This is a genomic window from Mycobacterium sp. (assembly GCF_036273375.1).
Classification (GTDB): domain Bacteria; phylum Actinomycetota; class Actinomycetes; order Mycobacteriales; family Mycobacteriaceae; genus Mycobacterium.
Genome location: NZ_DASUHS010000278.1, coordinates 1 through 20,275 on the forward strand (window position 1 = coordinate 1; position 20,275 = coordinate 20,275).

Sequence of the window (20,275 nt, forward strand, 5' to 3'; positions counted from 1 at the left end):
CCATCACGACCACCGTACCGTGCCTCCCAACGACGCCCAGCGAGGCATTACCCCCGCCTTCGGCTACGGACCCCGCTTGGGGCCGGTCCGACTGGACTTTCACCAGCTAGCTCTCTGCGCCGCCCGGCGCACACCACGGCCTCTTCCGCAAGTCGTGTGCTCGGGGCGATCACAGGGGAACATCGCAGCCTGTGTCGCCTACTTCTCCGCCGCATGATCATGCGACAGCGCGGTGTCCTGCGTCGCCGTGCCTGCCAAGGTGGACCTGTTCGAGATCAACAAGGTCTTCGCTTCGGTCGCCATCCATCCCATCCGCGACCTCGACATCGGCGCCGTGGTCGTCAACGTCAACGGCGGCGCCATCGCGATGGGCCACGCGCAAGCATCCAGCACCAGTACGTACCAACCAGAGAAAGCTGCATAACTACCCGACACACGTTCACCTCGGCGGGCGCCCGCCCACGAGACTGTCCGGACGTACCCTTCTGCCGATGAGCGGATGCCGACCGAGGGCGCGCCTGCGGTCATGAGCCCACTGCCGGTTCAGTCAATGATCGTCTCGCGGAAGTACATGGCCGTTCTGCGGGCTCCTTCGACACGTCGGCGCCTAACGCGCCGTGCTGCGGACCTCTGTACCCGACTCCTACATGACCTGATCCATGGTGGACCACGAGTGCTGTCCCGTCCTGCTGTGCGATGGTCAGTCCGCGAAAGGACACGATCACGCCGTCAGGCCCTGTGCGAAGCGCTGGTGGCGGCACTGTTGCGTTGGAATGAGCGCAAACAGACTCGGCCGAGGTTGGCAGCCCGGATCAGACAGCGAGGACGAGTTCGGCGAAGGCCGTCGGGAGCTGGTGCCTCGGTTCGGCGTCAACTCCGAGTTCATAGTGGCTGCGGCGGAGGTTTTGTATGAACGCATGCCCTGCGCTGATCACCCGTGCTGAGCGGAGTCGTTCAGGCCACGTATCGGTCGCAGCCGGGACTTCAGGCGACCGTGATCGGCTTCGATCGTGTTGTTCGCGTATTGATCCACGACATGGCACGCGGCAGGCAGCAACTCATCGATTGCCACGATGCTGAGCTCAACCTGAGCTGGCCGTACTCGGCGTGCAGCTGATTGACCGGCACACCGTTGGCTGCCAGGTCGGCCAGCAGATCAGAAACGAACTCGTCGACGGCCAGCAAGGCGTGCGGACTGTAACAGGGTCCGTGGTACGGCAGCCGAAGCTCGACGTCGGCATCGTGGAAGTCGCCGGCCAGTGTGAGCACCGAACTCCATTTCGTACCCGGCCCTGACCTGTAAGTTTTCAGCGGTGGCGGCCTCGACCAGAGCTTCTAGCACTCCGCGCTGGTCATATGGCCAGGGCGAGCCATCTACGGCGATTTGCCGCCCAGGTACCCACGCTAGCGCAGGTTGGCCGGCGAGTTGGGTCAGTCCCCGCAGGTCGGGTACCAACCGGATATCACCTGAGGGGGGACAGGGCTTCGTGGGCGAAAGTAACCTCATCGTGGGTATTTAATACCGCGAAACCTGGAGCAATTCCGATCCCCCGATTAGCCACCCGTGGTAACGACGTGATCGGAACCGTCCTGGAGCGGGGAATCCCGTTATTATCCGCCCAGACAATGGTTGCTCCTACAACACCGCTGGCCGCAGGATCCAGCGCCAGCGCCCCTGCATCAGACATATCACTGCTCCTCCCTGTCGACTAATATCAGCCAGAGCACCTACCATTTCCCAAGAAGTGGAACACCTTGCTTCGCTTTAGATTCAACGCCCACACGCTCATCCCCTATCCGATCGTTTTATCTGGGACTAGCATTGCTGTTCGTCAGCCGCTCAACAACCGGGCGATGCTGATCTCGCCTTGCGCGGTGATCAGTTGGGCATTGATGACCGACCGCGTCTCCCGGCGGCTTGTCTGAGGTAAGGGCAACGTCTCTAGTGCAGTGTCTTGCAATTGAGTTTACAGTACGTTATGCTATGAGTCATGAGTCAAGCAGCGGCGCCGTTGGCGATATCCGATGGGCAGCGAGAAGTATTGGAAACGTTGGCCGGTTCGCGGACCGCGGCGTACCGTGTTGTGCAACGAGCACAGGTATTGTTGTTGGCTGCCGACGGTGTGTCGAATTCCGAGATCAGTGAGGTTGTTGGGGTATCTCGCCCGACCGTGCTGGCCTGGCGTGGCCAGTTCGAGGTAGACGGACTGATCGGGTTCGGTGAGGTGGCCAAAGGACGTGGCCGCAAACCGTCGATCAGTGACGAGAAGGTTGCCGAGATCGTGGATTTGACGCTGCACTCGAAACCGGAGGGCCAGACGCACTGGTCGTGCCGGTCGATGGCCACCCGGGCCGGGGTGAGCTCGGCATCGGTGCAGCGGATCTGGTCGGCTCGAGGGCTCAAGCCCCATCTGGTGAAGACCTTCGAGCTCTCCAATGATCGCCACTTCGAGGACAAGCTCATCGACGTCGTGGGTCTGTACCTCAACCCGCCCGACCAGGCCGTAGTGCTGTGTATGGACGAGAAGAGCCAGATCCAGGCCCTGGACCGCACCCAGCCGTCGCTGCCGATGAAAAAGGGCCGGGCCGGCACGATGACCCATGACTACAAACGCCACGGCACCACCACCCTGTTCGCCGCGCTCAACGTGCTCACCGGAACGGTGATCGGCCGCTGTCTGCCACGGCACCGCAATACCGAGTTCTTAAAGTTCCTGCGCGTCATCGACCGCGAGGTGCCCAAAGGGCTGCAGATCCACATGATCTGCGACAACTACGGCACCCACAAACATGCCAACGTCAAGGAATGGCTGACCAAGCATCCGCGGTTTCACCTGCATTTCACCCCTACGTCATCGTCGTGGCTCAACCTGGTCGAGCGGTGGTTTCGGGACCTGACCGACAAGGCCATCCGCCGGGGCGTGTTCCACAGCGTGAACGACCTTATTGCCGCGATCGAGGACTACCTGAAAGTCAACAACGACAAGCCGAAACCATTCGTGTGGACCGCAACTGCCGAGCAGATCCTCGCCAAGGTCGCCCGCGGACGAGTCGCCCTCCAGGAAGTGTAAAGTCAATAATGAGACACTACACTAGCTAGTGTTGGGTGATCGTCGTGCCATGTAGGGATGGTGTCGGCCTTCGCAGTCGATCGAGCGCCACGCAGCGCGTGCCCCTGCGCACTCCCTCCTACGCAACGGTCACCCTTAGGATGGCAGGGGCTGGAGGCAGAACGCCAGGGCGAGGTAGCGGGTCCCAGGATTCGCACGCCGGTCTCACCATCGATGGTGGCGGCCTCGTCGACCATGCTGCGGTCATTACCTCGAAAGGTGTTGCCGGATGGGCACTGCGCCATTGTTGCCGACATTGCACCAGCCCACCGACCTCGAGGCGGTGGGGTTCGGGCATCGTTCGATGACTCATCGGGAGCTGGGTGTGGTGGCTGCGGCGTTGGTGTCGCGGCTGTCCGGCGCTCGGCGGGTCGCGGTCTGGGCTGAGCCGGAGCTGGAGACCTGCGTGGCGATGGTCGCAGCGCTCGCGGCGGGCGTGCCTGCGGTGCCGATTAATCCCAAGCTGGGCACCCGTGAACTGCAACACGTCGTCTCGGACGCGTCGCCTGACCTGGTACTCACCGCTCCAGGAACCACGCTACCGGAGGCGCTGCGAGTTGTACCGCGGCTCGACGTCGACCTGGGGGCGGAGGGCGGCTCGACGCCGCCCGAACCGGATCCCGAGTCGCCGGCACTGATTATCTATACCTCGGGTACCACCGGCCCGCCCAAGGGTGTGGTGTTGCCACGGCGCGCGCTCGCCGCGGACGTCGACGCGCTCGCTACCGCCTGGAGGTGGACCGACCAGGACGTCCTGGTGCACGGGCTGCCCTTGTTTCATGTGCATGGCCTTGTGCTCGGGCTGCTCGGGCCGCTGCGGCTGGGCGGAACCCTGCACCATCTGGGTTCGTTTTCGGTCGGCGGGGTAGTCCGGGAATTGAGTGGCTCCGCGACGATGCTGTTCGGGGTGCCGACGATGTATCACCGGTTGGCCGCGGCAGCAGAGCAGGATCCCGACATTGCTGCGGCGTTAGGAAAGGTACGGCTCCTCGTTTCGGGCTCGGCCGCGCTGCCCGTCTCCGACTACCAGCGAATCGCCGCGGCCACCGGTCAGCACGTCCTGGAGCGGTACGGGATGACCGAGTCGTTGATCACCTGCGCGATACGGGTTGATGGGAAACGCTGGCCGGGTACCGTCGGGCCGCCGCTGGACGGGGTGGCGCTGCGGCTGGTGGACGACCACCGCGACATCGTGGAATTAGTGGACCACGAGACCATCGGTGAGATTGAGGTTGCCGGCCCGACGCTGTTCTTGGGCTATCTTAACCGGCCCGATGCCACTGCTGAGGCGATGCCCGATGGCTGGTTTCGCACTGGCGATGTTGCCACCCGTGGTCCGGACGGGTACTTGCGGCTGGTCGGGCGCCGCGCCACGGACCTGATCAAAAGCGGCGGCTACAAGATCGGCGCGGGGGAGGTCGAGAACGCCCTTCTTGAACATCCCGGGGTTGCGGAGGTGGCGATCACCGGGGAGCCGGATCCCGACCTTGGGGAGCGGGTGGTCGCGTGGGTGGTCGCTTCCTTCGATCCCCCTCCGCCCGCCGACGAGCTCACCGCGCACGTCGCGGTGCTGCTCGCGCCGCACAAGCGGCCCCGGGTGGTGCACTACCTCGCTGCGCTACCCCGCAATGAGTTGGGCAAGGTGTGCAAGAGCGAGCTACGTCCATGAACATCCGTCGGTCGGGGGGATCTTCCTCCGACGCCGTCGTGATGGACCCGGCCTCGACGGTTCGGCGGCTGGTACCGGTGGCCAAACTCGACTCGTGGATCACCTCCATCGATGACGTCTACGTGATCGCGCACATGGGAATCGCGCACATCGACCTCCAACGCTGGCGTCTCACGGTGGACGGGCTGGTCGACCGCGCTATGACGCTTGACTATCGCGAGCTGACGAGGCTGCCGTCGCGCGAGATCACCGCGGTCATCGAGTGCTTCGGCAATCCCGTAGCACCCGACGTTCCCACCCGGCGTGTCGGCAACGTCGTCTGGCGAGGTGTTCCCCTGGCCGACGTGCTAACACGGGCGGGCGTGCGGGCGGGTGCGGACGCCATCTGGTTGGAGGGCTTGGACTTCGGGACCTTCGCCGGTGTGTCCAACGATCGGTACCTCAAGGATCTCCCGCTGGAGCGGGCCCTGGAGGGTGACGTGCTCTTGGCCTGGCAGATGAACGGCGCTCCGCTCACTCCCGAGCACGGCTTCCCGGTCCGCGTGTTTGTGCCGGGTTACTTCGGCACCAACGCGGTGAAGTGGCTCGCGCGGATCCAGGTCGCGCACGGCCGACCAGAGGGACTGTTCACCACCCGGCTGTACAACCGTCGGGTAGTCGTGGACGGTCTGGCCGATTACGACCACCCGGTCCGGGAGCTGGACGTAAATTCGGTGATCGTGCGCCCAGCGGAGGGGTCAGTGCTGACATCCGGGCAGCACGTGATTTCCGGGTGGGCGTGGAGTGCGGGGAACGTGACTCGCGTCGAGGTGAGCACCGACGCTGGCGCCACCTGGGCACAAGCGCAGATCGCAAGTCGGGAGCCCGTTCATGCATGGCAGCGGTTCGCGCTCGACTGGCCCGTTGAGGCGCCAGCCGCTTACCAGATCGCCTGCCGCGCCTTCGACGCCAGGGGGCGCATCCAACCGTTCGAAGGGCGCAACCGCGTCCACATTGTCAACGTCACGGTGATCTGATACGGCGCACTGTCGTCACAGGGCAACCGAGCCACTTGCTGTGCCCATGGCGTTATCACTTCCTGTCACCGCCGATCCCCCACACGATGAGTGAGTGAGGGGAGCCTACCCATATCGACTACACAGTGCGGCCTGCAGCAACGCGGGTTGTCAGGGCGGGTGGTCTGAATGGGGCGACCTCTGACAATTTCGAGCGGAGGGTCGCAGTTCGGGTTGCGATAACCGGGTGTTCCTGGTCTCCTATTAAAAAGGCCGTTTTCGCTGCGTGCTTAACGCATCATCGGGGATGTGTCGGGGAGGTATTACCAGAGCAGATTGCGCCCATAAATGTACCGCAGCTGCAGCTCGTGGCATTCGTTGTCCAGCTCCAGTTTCGATCTTCGATGCATCACCTAATCATGTACTAGGGAATTCTTCGGCTCGCGTGTTCGGTCGAACTGTGTACTTCTGCTGAAGATTTGCCGCTAGATCATGGTTCAATCTGGAGGAGTCACATGACAACCTCAACCTCACCGCGTTCATGTTCGGACCTCAGGGTAGACGAGGTTGAGAAAGATCTCTGGCGTTGGCTGGACATCCTCACCGACGACAGTGATCTTCTTGTCGTGTTGGGCCTGGTTGCCGCGCGAATAGTGGATGCATCCGTGCTCGACGAAATAGCCACCACCGAGCCTGGCGCGAAGCCTTTTGATTTCGCCGAGCATGGGATATCGGAGGCGGATTTCTCTCGATTCCAGAAACTGTGGTATCACTTCAGGGTCCCCTATGCGCGGGCGTCGCTGGTCTGGTGGTATCTATTCTGTCTGGCTCTGGGCCGCGGCGACGACGTGGTCCACGCCCTTGCGCGCATGACGGAATGGCTCGGGCTGATGACCGACGACATTAATTCTGCCATGGTGCTGGCAGGAGATATTTGCGGTTTGTCGGCTGAGATCGTGGTCGTCACCGACACCGAGATGACCGACCTTGCGGCTCTGGTAGCCGCGGTGCGGTTGAACGCTCCGCTGATCGCGGTTGACGACGTTTCCGCGGCGGTGGAGATCGGACGCAACAGCGACCGCGCCGTGGTGGCGCCTACGCTGGGTGATGGGCGAGTGCAAGACCGGGCGCACGATGAGCTGTGGCTCGGTCCGCCGGTTAACCTGCGCGCATTGCCGGCCCGGGCGAGGCAGGCATGGCAGCGGCTTCCGGATCAAGAACGCACCGATCTGCTGTCCGGACTGGAGCAGCGGATTTCCTCGATCGAACGGGTGCGGTTCCTCATCGACGAGGCAGTCGTCGATAATCGTGGTGTCACCCGGTTGCTCGCCGAATGCCGGAATGAGCCGGTGGCCGACTGGCCTCAGGAGCGTCTCGCGCTAGCAACTCTGGCGTGGTGTTGGCAAGAGGCTGGCTTCGTCCTGCAAGAACTGAACCAGTCCTTCGTCTCGTTCCCGGCGCTCGCCGTGTTCCTGACACGCAAGATCAGGCAGTACCGTGGCCGGCTCCCGGAGATCGGGACAGAACAGCAAGAGGGTGACGATGTCATGCTCCTTGCCCGAGAGCTGTCTGGGCTACGCAAACAAATCGAAGACAAGTACGAGCGGTGCCTGTCTTTCGACGGCAGCAACTGGGAACGTCGCGAGTTCTTGTTACCCCTTTCGATATACCGCCGTACCCAGGAAGTTCCGGAGAGCTTGCGCGCTCACCTGCATAGTGAAATTGGCGCCGAATTCCTCGGACGAATGGGGACTCTGACAGCATGGGACCAGTTTCTAGAGTCCGCTCTGGAAGCAGGCAGCTCGCCAACCAGGATCATGCAGGAATTTGCGCACTGGGCGGCGAACGCCCGAGACCTCCGGGTGGATCTCGCGATCTTCACCGTCCCGGTCGGCCGCAAGCTCGATCAACCGTGGACGATGGATTTCACCGATCTATTTTGCTACACGGGATTTCGGGACGGGTTCCGGCCAGAGGATTTCGGAATTCCCATGGACCGGGTGGGGATGTACAACGTCATCGCTCAACGCATGCGATACAACGCGGTGAAGAAGGCGCAGAACTACGCGCCGGTCATGCGGTTTCCCCCGCAGGGTTTCAATCTTCCTGACATCGCCGTGGCGGAAGATGCAAATCATGGTGGTCACAACGCGGCGGGGATTCGGCTGGCTTGTCGGCTTCCGATCTCAATCGCCCACGACAGCAAGAGCTGGAACGGGATATCAGACGTCCGACTGAACCGGGCTCAATACAGCCGAGATAACCGTTTTCAGCCGCGCGATATGATCACCGGCCATCGCTACACTCAGTGGGCCAAGGGAGTGGCAGACGCGACCTACCGGAGAGGGCTCAGCTTTGATGAGAAGTGGACGAACAAGGTCAAGGACCTGGAACTCTGATGGGCACCTCAATGGCTGAGCAAAGTTATCACCTCGACAATGCAGCACCTGCTGATGCAGCATCCGGTACCAGCCTCGAACAGGTACTCGGCGAAGACGTGCTTCTCGTGCGGTTTGCCGATCGTGTCATCAGGGTGCCTGCCCGCTGTCCGCATCGCGGTGGTCCGCTGGCGGAGGGCAGAATCATCGGAACATTCTTAGAGTGCCCCTGGCACGGCGCCACTTTCGATCTAAGAACTGGCAGACGGCTACGTGGACCCGAGTGCGGCGATCTCACGCTTATAGAGGGCGAATCAACAAAAGCTAGATAACAGCCCCCAAAACTGCTCGGACGCACTGAAGGAGGGGTTTGACAATGGCGTACGTGATCACTCAACCCTGTATCGACGTCAAAGATGGTACCTGCGTCGATGTCTGCCCGGTAGATTGCATCGCAGGCGAGACCGAGGACCGTCAGTTGTTCATCGACCCGGAGCGATGCATAGACTGCGACCTGTGCGCCACGGTCTGCCCGGTCGATGCAATCTACCGGGAAGAGGAGTTGCCACCTGAGTGGGTTCATTTTGCGGATGTGAATCGTGAATACTTTACCCCGGGTGAGAAATGTCAAGCTCCGTGACGCGGACAGGCGTGTTACAGGACGAGCTCTCAATCGTCAGATGGGCGCTGGCAACAATCGGTGAGGGTGTCACGTGCCTGGAGGTTCCGCACGGGCAGCGCCCGGTGCCAATGCAGGGCGCCGCGGCCAGCGGCTCAGGGCTGGTTAGCAACGGCACTATTGGCGCCGATATCATTCGGCTCCCGGCAGGCGCGGGGTTTCCTCCGCACACGCACCCCGGTCATCATGTCCTCGCGGTCCTCGGTGGTCAGGGCACAATTACTTATAACGGCCGTGTCCATCCCACCGAAGCCGGTGAAATCTACTTGGTCGAGGGATCTGTGTCGCATGCAGTCGGCGCGATTTCGGATCACGTGATCTTGGCCGTCGGTGCGCCGCACATGCCGGTCGCTTCCAAGGAACGGATGGACGTTGTCAATTACGGAGAAGTACTCAGCCAGATCGGCGATCTGCACTGCTTGATCTGCGACATCAAATCGCGGTTGCCCGCGTACTTGCACGACGTCGGGTGTGCCCACTGCCCGTGCCATTCGTGTGCTGACGTGAACCAAGCGTGAGTGTCACTGCGCGGCAGTCCGTGGTGTCGATCGACCCTCGACGCGCAGCGTTGACCAAGATACGTCGACGCCTGTTGCCGTATCTGCTCGTTCTTTACGCGGTTGCTTTCCTCGACCGGGTAAACATCGGGTACGCCAAGACCGCTATGGAGCGAGACATTGCGGGGTTGCATGCGTTGTATGGTTTCCTGGCCGGCGTATTCTTCATAGGATACGTGCTCTTCGAGGTACCCAGCAACCTTGGACTTCGACGGTTTGGTGCCCGTAGGTGGATCGCCCGTATCATGATTAGTTGGGGTGCAGTGGCGGCGCTTACCGGGGTCTGCAGTACACCTGCCAGCATCGGAGTGGTCCGCTTCACGCTGGGCGTGATGGAGGCCGGATTCTTCCCTGGCATCGCACTCTATCTGACCCTCTGGCTGCCACGCAGGGAACTTGCGCGGGCGTTCGCGGTGTTCATCAGCGCCCAGGTGATCAGCATGATCATCGGAGCACCAGTTTCCGGACTTATTCTTGATCATATCCACTGGGCAGGCGTCGAGTCCTGGCGGTGGCTTTTTGTACTCGAAGGCATCCCCGCGGTTGTCCTGGGTGTCATCACTCTTGTGTTTCTCCCCGACAGTCCGAGCGAAGCCAGGTGGCTTGACGCCAAGGAAAAAGACTGGATCACTACGACGACCGCTCAGGAGACCAACAGTGACCGAACGTCGTTAACCGCAGGCACCTGGGCTGTGTTCCGCAACCCCCAGGCACTCTGTCTGGCACTCATCGACCTGCTGCTGGTCCTGAGCGCCTTCGGCTTGACGTTTTATCTGCCGGCCATCATCGAGTCGTTCGGCACTGGAATCTCTCACACGGAGTCAACGCTGTTGACCGTCATCCCCTTCACCGTCGGGGGTGTCGCCATGTTCCTCAATGGATGGCACTCCGACCACACTAGGGAACGGTCCTACCATGTTGCCTTGGCAGCGGTGATCGGAGCCGGCGGCTTCGTGTTGCTTGCCAGCGCCGCGAGCATGGGGACGTCTCTGCTCGCACTGTCTCTGGCGGCGGTAGGTGCATACGGCTATATTTCCGTGTTTTGGGTGATGCCCGCTACTGTTCTTTCTAAGAACGCAGCCCCAGTGGGTCTCGCTGCCATCAACTCAGTTGGTAGTTCAGGAGGCTTCTTTGGTCCGTATCTCGTCGGTTTCATCAGCGCAGACACGGCGAGCGTCCAACATGGTGGCGTCAGCAGCCCTGCTCTCTACGTGCTCGCGGCGTCGTTCCTGGTAGCAGCCCTGCTGCTGGTCGGTTTCAAGCGCGTAGAGCAGCGAACAGCCTATATGGCCCCGGTAAGATGACCGATACGGATTGCAGGTGAACATGGATTCGTCATTGCGACTGGTGAACCCCCGCACCGGACAGCGGCGCGGACACATTGTGAACTCGCGAGAGCGTGAGATTTCCGCCGCCGTGTGCGCGGCCAGGGCCGCTCAGCGGGCCTGGGGCGAGCTGACTCCGAAGGTACGAGGACAGCGGCTGAACGCACTGGCGGACCGTGTCGAAGCGCACGCCGACGTATTCACGGCCAGCGAACAGGCCGGCACAGGCAAACCGGACGAGGAAGCTTTCGGCGAAGTGCTGCAGGTGGCCGATCTGGTGCGGTTCTATGCATGGGCAGCCCGCAGCGGGACGGCCCCCGCAGCGGGTCAGTTCGTGGATGGTTACGAGAGCTGGGTTCGGTGGGAACCACTCGGCGTCGTCGCCGCAGTAATCCCCTGGAACTATCCCCTGCTGATGGCGGCGTGGCGATGTGCACCGGCGCTGGCGGCGGGCAATACCGTGCTCCTCAAACCAGCTGAAACCACTTCTGACTCGGCAGAACTCCTCGCTAAACACGCTCGGGACACCCTCGGACCCGACATTGTGCAGATAGTACGAGGTGATCGCCACACCGGGAAACTCCTGGTGGAGAGCAGCGTAGACGCCATTGCCTTCACTGGAAGTCTGACCGCAGGAAACGATGTGGCGATGCGCGCCGGAATCAAGCGGTTGAGTCTCGAACTGGGTGGCAACGGCCCGGTCATCGTGCTACCCGACGCGCCCGAGAACACCTGGGCCACGTTGGCCGCTGCGTCGACCTACAATGCGGGTCAAAGCTGCGCCGCGCCAGCACGCGTCATCACCTTCCGGGAAAACTACGACCACGTGGTCGCGTCACTTGCCGCGGCCATGAAGGAGCGACATGCGGGAAAGAGCTTCGGACCACTGAATAATGAGGATCAGCTCGCCCGGTATGACCGGATCGTCGATGCGTCCAGAGCGCGCACCGTCCACACCTCCTCGACCGATACCCAACCCCACGAACAGGGCGGCTTCTGGCGGCCCGCGTGTGTACTAGCCGATCTTGCAGAGGACGACATCGCCGTGACCGAAGAGGTCTTCGGGCCGGTGCTCACAGTGCAGCACGCAGACAACATCGAGGACGCGATTCGGCTCGCCAACGAGCAGCCACAAGCGTTGGCGGCGAGTGTGTGGAGCAGTGAGCTGGCTACGGCCCTGTATCTGGCAAGCCGGATCAACGCCGGTGAGGTCTGGCTGAACTGCCACCTTGTCCAAACCGCGGAGCTGCCCCACGGCGGTCGGGGAGCGTCCGGTAATGGCACCGACCTGAGCATCCTGGCCCTTCACGAGTACCAACGACCTAAGACGATCACCGCAAGGCTGCGACCATCGTCGTCATAGCAAGACGTGTATCTAGCCGGAACGGCAGTGGGGACGACATGGCAGATGCGACGCTCCTCATCGTGGGTAGTACCGCATTCACGTCGTGGGGCCGGGATCAGATTCGCCGGCTGAGCGGGCAAGCTCGACGGCGTGGGGTTGCGCTGGTTGGTGCTGACACTCCGAGTAACTTGCGGGTCGCGACAGCGGATGAGTTGTCGTGCGTCGATGAAGTGGTGCCACTTGATGTGCACGATGCCGACGCGTGCCGAGCTTGGGCGGCCACCCGATCGGGGATCGATGGGGTTCTCACGATCCGAGAACTCGCGGTATTTCCTACTGCGGTGATCGCTGAGGAACTCGGCCTTCCCGGCAACGATCCGGACGCCGTCATTCGTATTCGCAACAAGGATCTCTGCCGAGATCGGCTACGCGAAGTCGGTTTCCCGCAGCCGATGACCGCCGTGTGCGACAACGCAGACGACGCGAAGCGATTCATGGCACAGACCGGTCCGGGCCCCTGGATAGTCAAGCCACGTGACGGGATGGCGAGCATCGGCGTCTCCCTGATCGAACAACCGGACGACCTTGCTGCGGCACTCCAGAAGTTCGGTTCACCACCCCCCGCGATGGGCCCACTGCCGGTATCACAGTCATTCCTAGTCGAGACTTTCGTTTCAGGTGAGGAATTCTCCGCGGAAGGCGTCCTCGCCGGTGGAGTTCCGCAGGTTCTCGCACTGACCCGTAAGACGATCGCCGAGGGCTTCGTCGAAACCAGGCAGCGCGTGCCGGCCGGCCTGAACGAGGCGACAGCTCGCGCAGCGAGCGACGCAGTGGCCCAAGCGCTGACCGCGGTCGGTATCACCCGAGGCATCTTCCACGTCGAATTCTGGGTGACCGAATCCGGAATCGTTCTCGGAGAACTCCATGACCGCCCCGGCGGAGACTTCATCTCCGCCCTGGTCGAGTACACCCTGCCAGGGCTCGAACTCTACGGTGCGCTCATCGACGACTTGCTGGGCCTCACACCGGCGCCCCTCCCTGACCCGACAGGCGCCGCGTCCGCCGAGTTCCTTCTCGCGCCGCCCGGTCGGCTGCGCGCCGTTCACGGTTGGGAACAGCTGACGCGCCACCCCGCCGTGCTCACCGCGCACCTGCAAGTCACCCCTGGTGAGGTCATCGGACCGGCAGCGGATTCTTATACCCGTTCTGGCGTCTTCGTGGTCGGCACCGACACTCCAGCCAACCTCGATGAACTGGTGGCTGCACTCAAATCCACCGTCGTTTTTGACGTCGACTGACATCCCGCGACCCGGCACAGTCAAAGACTAGTCCAAGCGACGAGTTCGCCGTGTCCCAAACAATCGAGTCCATCCTGGATCCGCCTTTCGACACCCAGCCTGACCCTGAAGAGTTCATCCGGGCCGCCATGGAGTGGTACTTCAATCCGCTGACCGGCTCCGCGTTCTGGTTGGACCGGGCCACGTCACTGGGATTCGACCCGCGTACGGACATCAAAACCCACGAAGACCTCACACTCTTCCCAAACGTCACCAACGAGCTGCGTGACGTACGGGTAGAGGACCTCATTCCGCGCGGCTACGGCGCGAACCCCGAAGTCGTCCGCGTGGCCGAAAGCGGTGGCACCACCGACCCTCCCAAACGGGTCGTCGTGCTCCGCGACTGGTGGGACCGGGTACTAGCGTGGATGAGCGCCCGTGCGGACGCGCAAGGGTTTCCGCGGGACGCGAACTGGTTGCGTATCTCCCCGAGCGGGCCGCACTTGTTGATCGGTGAGTTGGGCACCAAGTGCGGCCATAGGCAGGGCGGCATCAAGTTTTCGATCGACATGGACCCGCGGTGGATCAAAAAACTCATCGCCGCTGGCAGGAGGGAGCAGGCCAATGCCTACGTCGCCCACCGCGTCGAGCAGGCGACGTTCCAGTTGCGCACCCAGGACATTGGCGTGCTCATTACCACTCCGGCGATGCTGGAACGGATCGCTCGCCGCGACAACCTGGTTCGAGCTGATCAACGAGAAGGTGCAGGCCATCATGTGGGCGGGACGAGCATGGACACCGACACCCGGCACCTGTACCGGACCGAAGTCTTCCCCGGCGCGCGCCTTTGTGGCGTTTACGGCAGCACAATGATCCTCGGGAACGCCATCGAGCGCCTCGACCTGACCGACGACGATCCCTGCGTGTTCGACACTCTGTCGCGTTCATCACCTTCTCACTTGTCGATCCGGAGACCGGCGGCAAGGTCGGCTACAGCGAGCGCAGCCAGGTTGTGATGAACCCTGTCAGCAGGTCTTTCCCACTACCCAACAACGTCGAACGCGACCTGGCCACCCGGGTGCGAGCACCAGCGGGCTCCGTGGGCGATTCGGTTGCCGACGTCTGTCCAGTCGCGCAGTTCGACAACGAAGCCGTCATCGAAGGGGGTGTACTGATGGCCGACCCGATCGCCTTGGACGCATTGGGGCCCAACGGCCCCTACCGCGCCCGCAACCGGTTGCCCATCCCCGACGTGGGCGGCAACCCCATGGCCGAGCTGAGCCTCGTACCCAAGCTGTACGTCTCACGCGCCATGGCAGCGCTCCGCAAAGCGACGACCCTGCCGCTAGAGGACCGCCTGGCTACCCTCAAGCGAGCTGGAGAAGCCTTCGCCATGGACACCGTGGCAGGCATGACGGCTGCCGAATACGAGTTCGTCGTCTGTCGAATGTCAGGCACGCCGCGGGTGACCGTGCGTGCGGCCATCGACGGCATCCGGCACGCCGCAGATGCGTACCGCAGCGTGCAGGCGGCCCGGCCCGTCGGGGCAGTGAACGACTGGCGCGAGCCCGAAGCGCGTACCGGCACCGCGGTGTAGACCCGGCGTGGCGACGCCTTCGCCGTCCACGCCGCCGGCAACCACCCGAGTGTGCACGGCCTGTGGCTGCAGGCCGTGCACTCGGGTACCGGGTGGCCGTACGCCCTTCCCGCCGGCAACCGCTCACCCCCTACCGGCTGATCACCGCCCTGCGGGAGTCCGGCTTCGGTGACGACCAGGTGGTCCTGCTGCCGACCGACTACGACGCCGCCGACGAGATGCTGCGCGAGGCGGACCAGAGCATGGTCTACGGCGGCCAAGAGGTCGTCGACAAGTACGCCGCCGATCCGACTGTCCTGCCCAACGGCCCAGGTCGCTCAAGAGTCTGGTCACAGCCGACTCCGACTGGGGTGAACACCTGGACTGATCGTGGACTCGGTGAGCCACCACGGTGGTGTCGGCTGCACCAATACCACCGCCGTCTTCGTCGAAGGCGACCCGGGACCGCTCGCCGAGGCGCTGGCCCAACGTCTCGGCGCGATCCCCAGCCTGCCGCCCGAGAACGAGAAGGCGATCCTTCCGGTGCACCCTCTCAAAACCGCGGAAACATTGGACAATACCTGCGCGTGGCTCGGCGGCAACGGGGTAGCTGACGACCTACGCGACGGCACGGCCGCGCTACGCCCCGCCGTGCACCAGCTCGACAGCCCGCGCCTTGGACCCATAAGGCAGGCGCCGAGGTGCTCAAGGACAGCCTCGTCTTGACAGCGATCACCGAGGACGAGCAACTGCTGGACGAACTACTCGCCGAGCCGTCGATCAAGAACCTGTACATCGGCGACCATCCGACGTACTGGACAGCCCCCGGCGTTCCCACGACGCCTGTCTGGGTGAATTCCTGATGCGGTCGAAAGGCGTCATTCGCGGATAGCCCATGGCACCCCCATGTCACTCGACATCGATAATTACCGTGGACCTCAAGAGGTCTATCAGTGCAACAAGATCGTCTAGTGTGTCGGCGCCGACGACGAAGACACCGGGCCGGGTAAAGGTGTCCGTTTTTGACTCGATGACGTCACCGGTCGCGACCTGCAGGTCTGCGGCGATCACGGCGGGGTGGCGCGTCAACTCTTTCCAACCATGCACGGCGCGCACCCGACCGGGCCGGGCGAAAAGAAATTCGACACCAGCTGCTGCCGTAAGGTCGGGGATGGTTTCGGGAGTGCGGCCCAGTAAGTCGTCGATAAGCGCACTGTAGAGCTCAAGCCCCGGCCGGGTATGCTCGACCAGGGCGTGAATGAAGTCTCCGGCGGGCCGAATATGGAATTCTCCGAGAACGATTCCGGATTCAGTCAACCAGAATTCGACATGGAAGATCCCTCGGGTGATGCCGACGGCCGTCAGGGCTCGAGCCACCGCGTCGCTCGCCGTGCGAGCAGTCGGTTCGTCCAGATCGGCTGGCGCCCGCTGGCTGATTCCAATGAAGCCCTCGACGATCATCTTACGCGTCAGTGCGAGAACCAGCGGAGTCCCGGCTACGATGACTCCTTCCGCGGAGAACTCCGTCCCGTGGACAAAGGTCTCAATCAAGAATGACCGCGACACCGGCAACGTGCCCAGCGCTGGTGGGGGTGAACCGAATTTCTGCAAAGCCGCTGGAATTTCATGTGGTCGTTCAACCACTGAGACGCCGATGCTTGCAAGGCCGTCCCGTGGTTTCACAATCCAGGGGCCGGGGCCGGTCTGTCGCATGAACCGTTCGGCGTCACCAGCGTCGCAGCACACCGTGACCATCGGTTGCGGAAAACCAACGTCACGTAAGCGTTCTCGACAGAGATCCTTGTTTCGGATTCGATGCACTGCTTCCGGATCATTGCCCGGGAGGCCTAGCTCCTCGGCTAATACCGCAGTGGCAAATACGGCAAGCTCACGGATCGTGAGTACCGCATCGACACCTGGGTTCGTGGCGGCCCAGGCTCGGCAGGCGTCGGCATCGTGCACATCAAGCGGCACCACCTTATCGACACACGACAGCTCCTCCGCGGTCGCCGATCGAAGGTTGCTCGGTGTGTCCGCACCAACGAGCTTGACACCACGTCTTCGAGCTTGCCCGCTCAGTCTACGAATCTGGTCTCGGCCCCACGATGTGCCCGCGGTAACGCCCATGATGAGCAGGGTCGCGTCTGTCATGCTCCCCACACTATGGGTTAACGCGCATGCTGGGATGTGTCGATCACAACAGACCCGCAGTTTTGAGCACGCTGCGTCCGGAGGTCACCCACTAGGGGCACGCTACTTTGCCGAGTTGGAGGCGGCTCTCATAGACGGTATGCCCGTAACATAAATTGTTACCACGGTGGAGTCATGGCTGACCGAGGAGCGAGCATGGATGCCCTGCTGAAGAATGTCCTGTACGAAAATCCGGAGCTGTACGAAGAGGTATACCCTAGCTCGGATACAGAGATTCCACGCATGTGCTTGCAACTATTCGCCAAGTATAGTAACGAACGAATCCGAACCCTGCTTGACATCGGGTGTGGTACTGGTCGACATCTCGAGCATTTCGGCAGAGCCGGGATTGTCGGTGTGGGCGTCGACTACCAACAGCGCATGATCTCCTACGCGCTGAGCCGGCGACCAGGCCTTGATTTCCGAGTTGGGGACATGCGGACTTTTCGGCTCGGCCGGACCTTCGATGCAATCACCTGCCTTGGTTGGGCAATCTCCAACATTCACGCCAATGACGATCTGCGCAGAGTAATCATGACTTACGCCGCCCACGCTAGATCTGGAACTTTATTATTGGTACACGTTCCCAACCCCATCACTACTTATGACGGTACCGGCTTACAGCACCATTTCACCATTGACTCGGCCGGATTTACGGCCACTGCTGAGGCCAGGTACACCTTCGACCGCCGCAACCAGCTTCTGGTCCGTACACGCACGTGGTTCATCGCTGGACAGCAGCCGCAAACGGATTTCGTCAGGTTTCGACTGATATACCCTAAAGAGCTTGAGTACTATCTCACCAGCCACGGATTTAGCATCCTGGGCATGTACGACAACACCGTCGCCGCAGACAGCGACCTGACCGGCCCCGCGCTCTATGTACTGGCTCGCTTCGGCGGCGATCCACGGCCTGACCGCGCTGGAGGCCATGGTGACCAGTGATCTCTCGGGGATATGGCGAATGGTGTCGTTTCCAGAACTCGACGATAACGGAACTAAGCGTGACAGCCCGCTTGACCCCGAACTGAAAGGGCTGTTATTTTACGCTGCCGACGGCTATATGTCGGTCAGCATTATACGACGGCTCGCTGCAGTACCTAGCGACTCCGAAGTTTCGTTGCAGCACCACTACATGATCTATGCGGGCACCTGGCGTCACGTCGACAACCAAGTGATCCACACCATCACGGCCGCCCAAGGACCCTCAATGGGTGAATACGGAACAGGTCCGAGACGTCATATTGAACGGAGACCCGCTCACGCTTTCGGACCCGTCGCTCGGTGAACGACCGCAGCACCGTGTACTGGAATGGCAGCGCTTTAGGACGGGAGGCTGATACAATGGCGGCGACCGCCCACAGCGACCTGAGTAACGCCGAGGCCGAAGTAGTCGACCTGGCCAGCGAGCTGATCCGGATCGACACCACCGACACCGGCGACCCCGCCACCGTTGTCGGTGAACGAGCGGCCGCGGAGTACGTCGCAGCGAAACTCGCTGAGGTCGGGTATGAGCCCTGCCTGGTAGAATCTGGCGCCGCGAACCGCTGCGATGTCCTCGCCCGGCTCCCCGGAGCCGACCGGACGCGGGGCGCGTTGCTGCTGCACGGTCATCTCGACGTCGTGCCGGCCGATCCGGCCGAATGGTCAGTGCATCCGTTCTCCGGCGCCGTCCAGGATGGCTACCTGTGGGGACGCGGCGCGGTCGACATGAAGGACATGGTCGCCATGATCCTTGCGATAGCGCGCCGATTCAGGCGGGCCGCCGTGGTGCCGCCGCGTGAGCTCGTCTTCGCGTTCCTAGCCGACGAGGAGGCCGGTGGCGCCTTCGGCTCGCAGTGGCTGGTCGACAACCGGCCCGACCTGTTCGAAGGCTGCACCGAGGCTCTTGGAGAGGTCGGCGGCTTCTCCGTGACATTGGGAGAGAATGTCAGGATCTATCCGCTGGAAATAGCGGAAAAGGACACCTCCTGTATGCGGTTGCGCGTTCGAGGTAACGCCGGGCACGGCTCGATGGTGCACCAGGACAACGCAGTCACCCACCTTGCCGAGGTCGTCGCACGGCTCGGCCGGCACCGCTTCCCAGTCGTATTGACCGACAGCGCCGACTAATTCCTCGCCTCAGTCACCAAGCTGACCGGTCTGGAGTTCCCGGCGGACGACCTTGACGGCGCGGTGGCAAGGTTCGGCCACATGGCCCGCATGATCGCCGCGACGCTGCGCGACACTGCCAACCCGACAATGCTCAACGCCGGCGGGGGCTCGTCACCTGATGCGCTGGGTGATGCCGCGCAGCTTCCCGCCTGTGTGGTGGCCCGTGAGCACCCGCACAAGTGGGCCGCCATCGGCCTGCCCGATAGCCTCGCGGTCTTGGACACTCCGCTAGAGACCGTCTGGGCTGCCGTCCAACTCGCCTTGTCTGGGGCGAATCAACACACGCTGTCCAGCACGCTGGGGATCAGCGAGCACGACGCCCGCGACGTCATCATCGCCACCACCGAGCAGCTGGTCGCCGGTCCTCTGGACGTGGAGGTTGGTGAGAAGAACGTCAGTGAAAGTAGCGAGTAGCGGTGGGGGCAGAGCTGATCAACCTCGCCGTGGCCCCTTGGTGATCGTATCGAGCCGCTTCCCGTAAGCAGCATGGGTCGCCAGAAGGCACGTGTTCGATCTGATCATAATGTACCATCAATCGACTTCCCGATAACGGTGCCCAGGGGAGGCATTTAGATGTGAGGATGGTGGCTGGTGAGGGGCAAGAAGATTGATCGGGCGACCGTTTTGCGAGATTTGCAGGTGATCGAGGACGATGATTACCACGGTTTTGTGCTTCTCGTGCAGGCGGCTCGCAACAGGAACGTGACGTTTGATCCTGATTTGCCCGTTTGGCGCGTGGCCCAGCGTATGGGATTTATCGTGGACTGTAACCATGACGGCGTTGTAGAGTTCGATGAAGCAATGCGAGATTTTATGCGTGACAGTAACAACGTGGACGGCTCGGACAAGCATCCCTTCGTGAAGGGCAGATACTAAAGTACTAGCCGGGCTTCGCCCCATCCCGATGGGCATGTTCGGTGGCTGGGTTGGCATCGGGGGCTCCGGTTGGGCGGGATCTAGACCGTGACCGGCGTGCCGGTCCGGTGTATGAACCGCATTGGAGCGGTTGGTTGGCCTGCT

15 protein-coding genes and 4 pseudogenes are annotated in these 20,275 nt (G+C 62.3%); 17 read left to right on the forward strand and 2 right to left on the reverse strand.

Annotated elements, in window-relative coordinates:
- Positions 1 to 259: 259 nt before the first annotated feature.
- Positions 260 to 376 (forward strand): annotated as a pseudogene (locus VFW69_RS24565) (acetyl-CoA C-acyltransferase); the annotation flags it as partial.
- A gap of 436 nt (positions 377 to 812) precedes the next feature.
- Here the strand turns inward: VFW69_RS24565 and VFW69_RS24570 are convergent.
- A pseudogene (locus tag VFW69_RS24570) lies at positions 813 to 1,120 on the reverse strand (DDE-type integrase/transposase/recombinase); the annotation flags it as partial.
- Between the two features lie 871 nt (positions 1,121 to 1,991).
- Between VFW69_RS24570 and VFW69_RS24575 the strand changes: the two are divergent.
- The 12 genes and pseudogenes from VFW69_RS24575 to VFW69_RS24630 all read left to right on the forward strand — a co-directional run bounded on the left by VFW69_RS24575 (position 1,992) and on the right by VFW69_RS24630 (position 15,803).
- Entirely contained in the window at positions 1,992 to 3,071 is a 1,080-nt protein-coding gene (locus VFW69_RS24575) for an IS630 family transposase (RefSeq protein WP_526505560.1), read from the forward strand.
- 268 nt (positions 3,072 to 3,339) lie between these two features.
- Complete coding sequence (locus VFW69_RS24580; protein WP_526505562.1) at positions 3,340 to 4,779, forward strand: AMP-binding protein; 1,440 nt, start codon at positions 3,340 to 3,342, stop codon at positions 4,777 to 4,779.
- Positions 4,776 to 5,795, forward strand: a complete 1,020-nt coding sequence (locus VFW69_RS24585; RefSeq protein ID WP_526505564.1) for a molybdopterin-dependent oxidoreductase — start codon at positions 4,776 to 4,778, stop codon at positions 5,793 to 5,795. Before VFW69_RS24580 ends, VFW69_RS24585 begins: the two co-directional genes overlap by 4 nt.
- Before the next feature lie 494 nt (positions 5,796 to 6,289).
- Positions 6,290 to 8,173, forward strand: a complete 1,884-nt coding sequence (locus tag VFW69_RS24590) for a hypothetical protein (protein WP_526505566.1) — start codon at positions 6,290 to 6,292, stop codon at positions 8,171 to 8,173.
- A gap of 11 nt (positions 8,174 to 8,184) precedes the next feature.
- On the forward strand, positions 8,185 to 8,484 hold the full coding sequence (locus tag VFW69_RS24595) for a Rieske (2Fe-2S) protein (RefSeq protein ID WP_526505586.1): 300 nt from the start codon (positions 8,185 to 8,187) through the stop codon (positions 8,482 to 8,484).
- 44 nt (positions 8,485 to 8,528) lie between these two features.
- Positions 8,529 to 8,792, forward strand: coding sequence for a ferredoxin family protein (locus VFW69_RS24600; protein ID WP_526505568.1), 264 nt, complete (start codon positions 8,529 to 8,531; stop codon positions 8,790 to 8,792).
- Between the two features lie 110 nt (positions 8,793 to 8,902).
- A complete protein-coding gene (locus tag VFW69_RS24605) occupies positions 8,903 to 9,349 on the forward strand; it encodes a cupin domain-containing protein (protein WP_526505570.1) in 447 nt (148 codons plus the stop codon).
- Complete coding sequence (locus VFW69_RS24610; RefSeq protein ID WP_526505572.1) at positions 9,346 to 10,692, forward strand: MFS transporter; 1,347 nt, start codon at positions 9,346 to 9,348, stop codon at positions 10,690 to 10,692. Before VFW69_RS24605 ends, VFW69_RS24610 begins: the two co-directional genes overlap by 4 nt.
- 22 nt (positions 10,693 to 10,714) lie before the next feature.
- On the forward strand, positions 10,715 to 12,076 hold the full coding sequence (locus tag VFW69_RS24615; protein ID WP_526505574.1) for an aldehyde dehydrogenase family protein: 1,362 nt from the start codon (positions 10,715 to 10,717) through the stop codon (positions 12,074 to 12,076).
- A gap of 38 nt (positions 12,077 to 12,114) precedes the next feature.
- On the forward strand, positions 12,115 to 13,356 hold the full coding sequence (locus VFW69_RS24620; protein ID WP_526505576.1) for an ATP-grasp domain-containing protein: 1,242 nt from the start codon (positions 12,115 to 12,117) through the stop codon (positions 13,354 to 13,356).
- A gap of 50 nt (positions 13,357 to 13,406) precedes the next feature.
- On the forward strand, positions 13,407 to 14,351 hold the full coding sequence (locus tag VFW69_RS24625) for a phenazine antibiotic biosynthesis protein (protein ID WP_526505578.1): 945 nt from the start codon (positions 13,407 to 13,409) through the stop codon (positions 14,349 to 14,351).
- A 158-nt stretch (positions 14,352 to 14,509) separates the two neighbouring features.
- Positions 14,510 to 15,803: pseudogene (locus tag VFW69_RS24630) on the forward strand (aldehyde dehydrogenase family protein).
- A gap of 17 nt (positions 15,804 to 15,820) precedes the next feature.
- Here the strand turns inward: VFW69_RS24630 and VFW69_RS24635 are convergent.
- A complete protein-coding gene (locus VFW69_RS24635) occupies positions 15,821 to 17,062 on the reverse strand; it encodes an ATP-grasp domain-containing protein (protein ID WP_526505580.1) in 1,242 nt (413 codons plus the stop codon).
- 195 nt (positions 17,063 to 17,257) lie between these two features.
- Between VFW69_RS24635 and VFW69_RS24640 the strand changes: the two genes are divergently transcribed.
- The 4 genes and pseudogenes from VFW69_RS24640 (at position 17,258) to VFW69_RS24655 (ending at position 20,131) form a co-directional block, all read left to right on the forward strand.
- Positions 17,258 to 18,046: a class I SAM-dependent methyltransferase gene (locus VFW69_RS24640; RefSeq protein ID WP_526505582.1), complete on the forward strand. Its 789-nt coding sequence runs from the start codon at positions 17,258 to 17,260 to the stop codon at positions 18,044 to 18,046.
- A gap of 19 nt (positions 18,047 to 18,065) precedes the next feature.
- Positions 18,066 to 18,389, forward strand: coding sequence for a lipocalin-like domain-containing protein (locus VFW69_RS24645; protein WP_526505588.1), 324 nt, complete (start codon positions 18,066 to 18,068; stop codon positions 18,387 to 18,389).
- A 56-nt stretch (positions 18,390 to 18,445) separates the two neighbouring features.
- Positions 18,446 to 19,357: pseudogene (locus VFW69_RS24650) on the forward strand (M20/M25/M40 family metallo-hydrolase); the annotation flags it as partial.
- Between the two features lie 489 nt (positions 19,358 to 19,846).
- The gene (locus VFW69_RS24655; RefSeq protein WP_526505584.1) at positions 19,847 to 20,131 is read left to right on the forward strand and encodes a hypothetical protein; all 285 of its coding nucleotides are present in this window, start codon (positions 19,847 to 19,849) and stop codon (positions 20,129 to 20,131) included.
- Positions 20,132 to 20,275 lie beyond the last annotated feature (144 nt).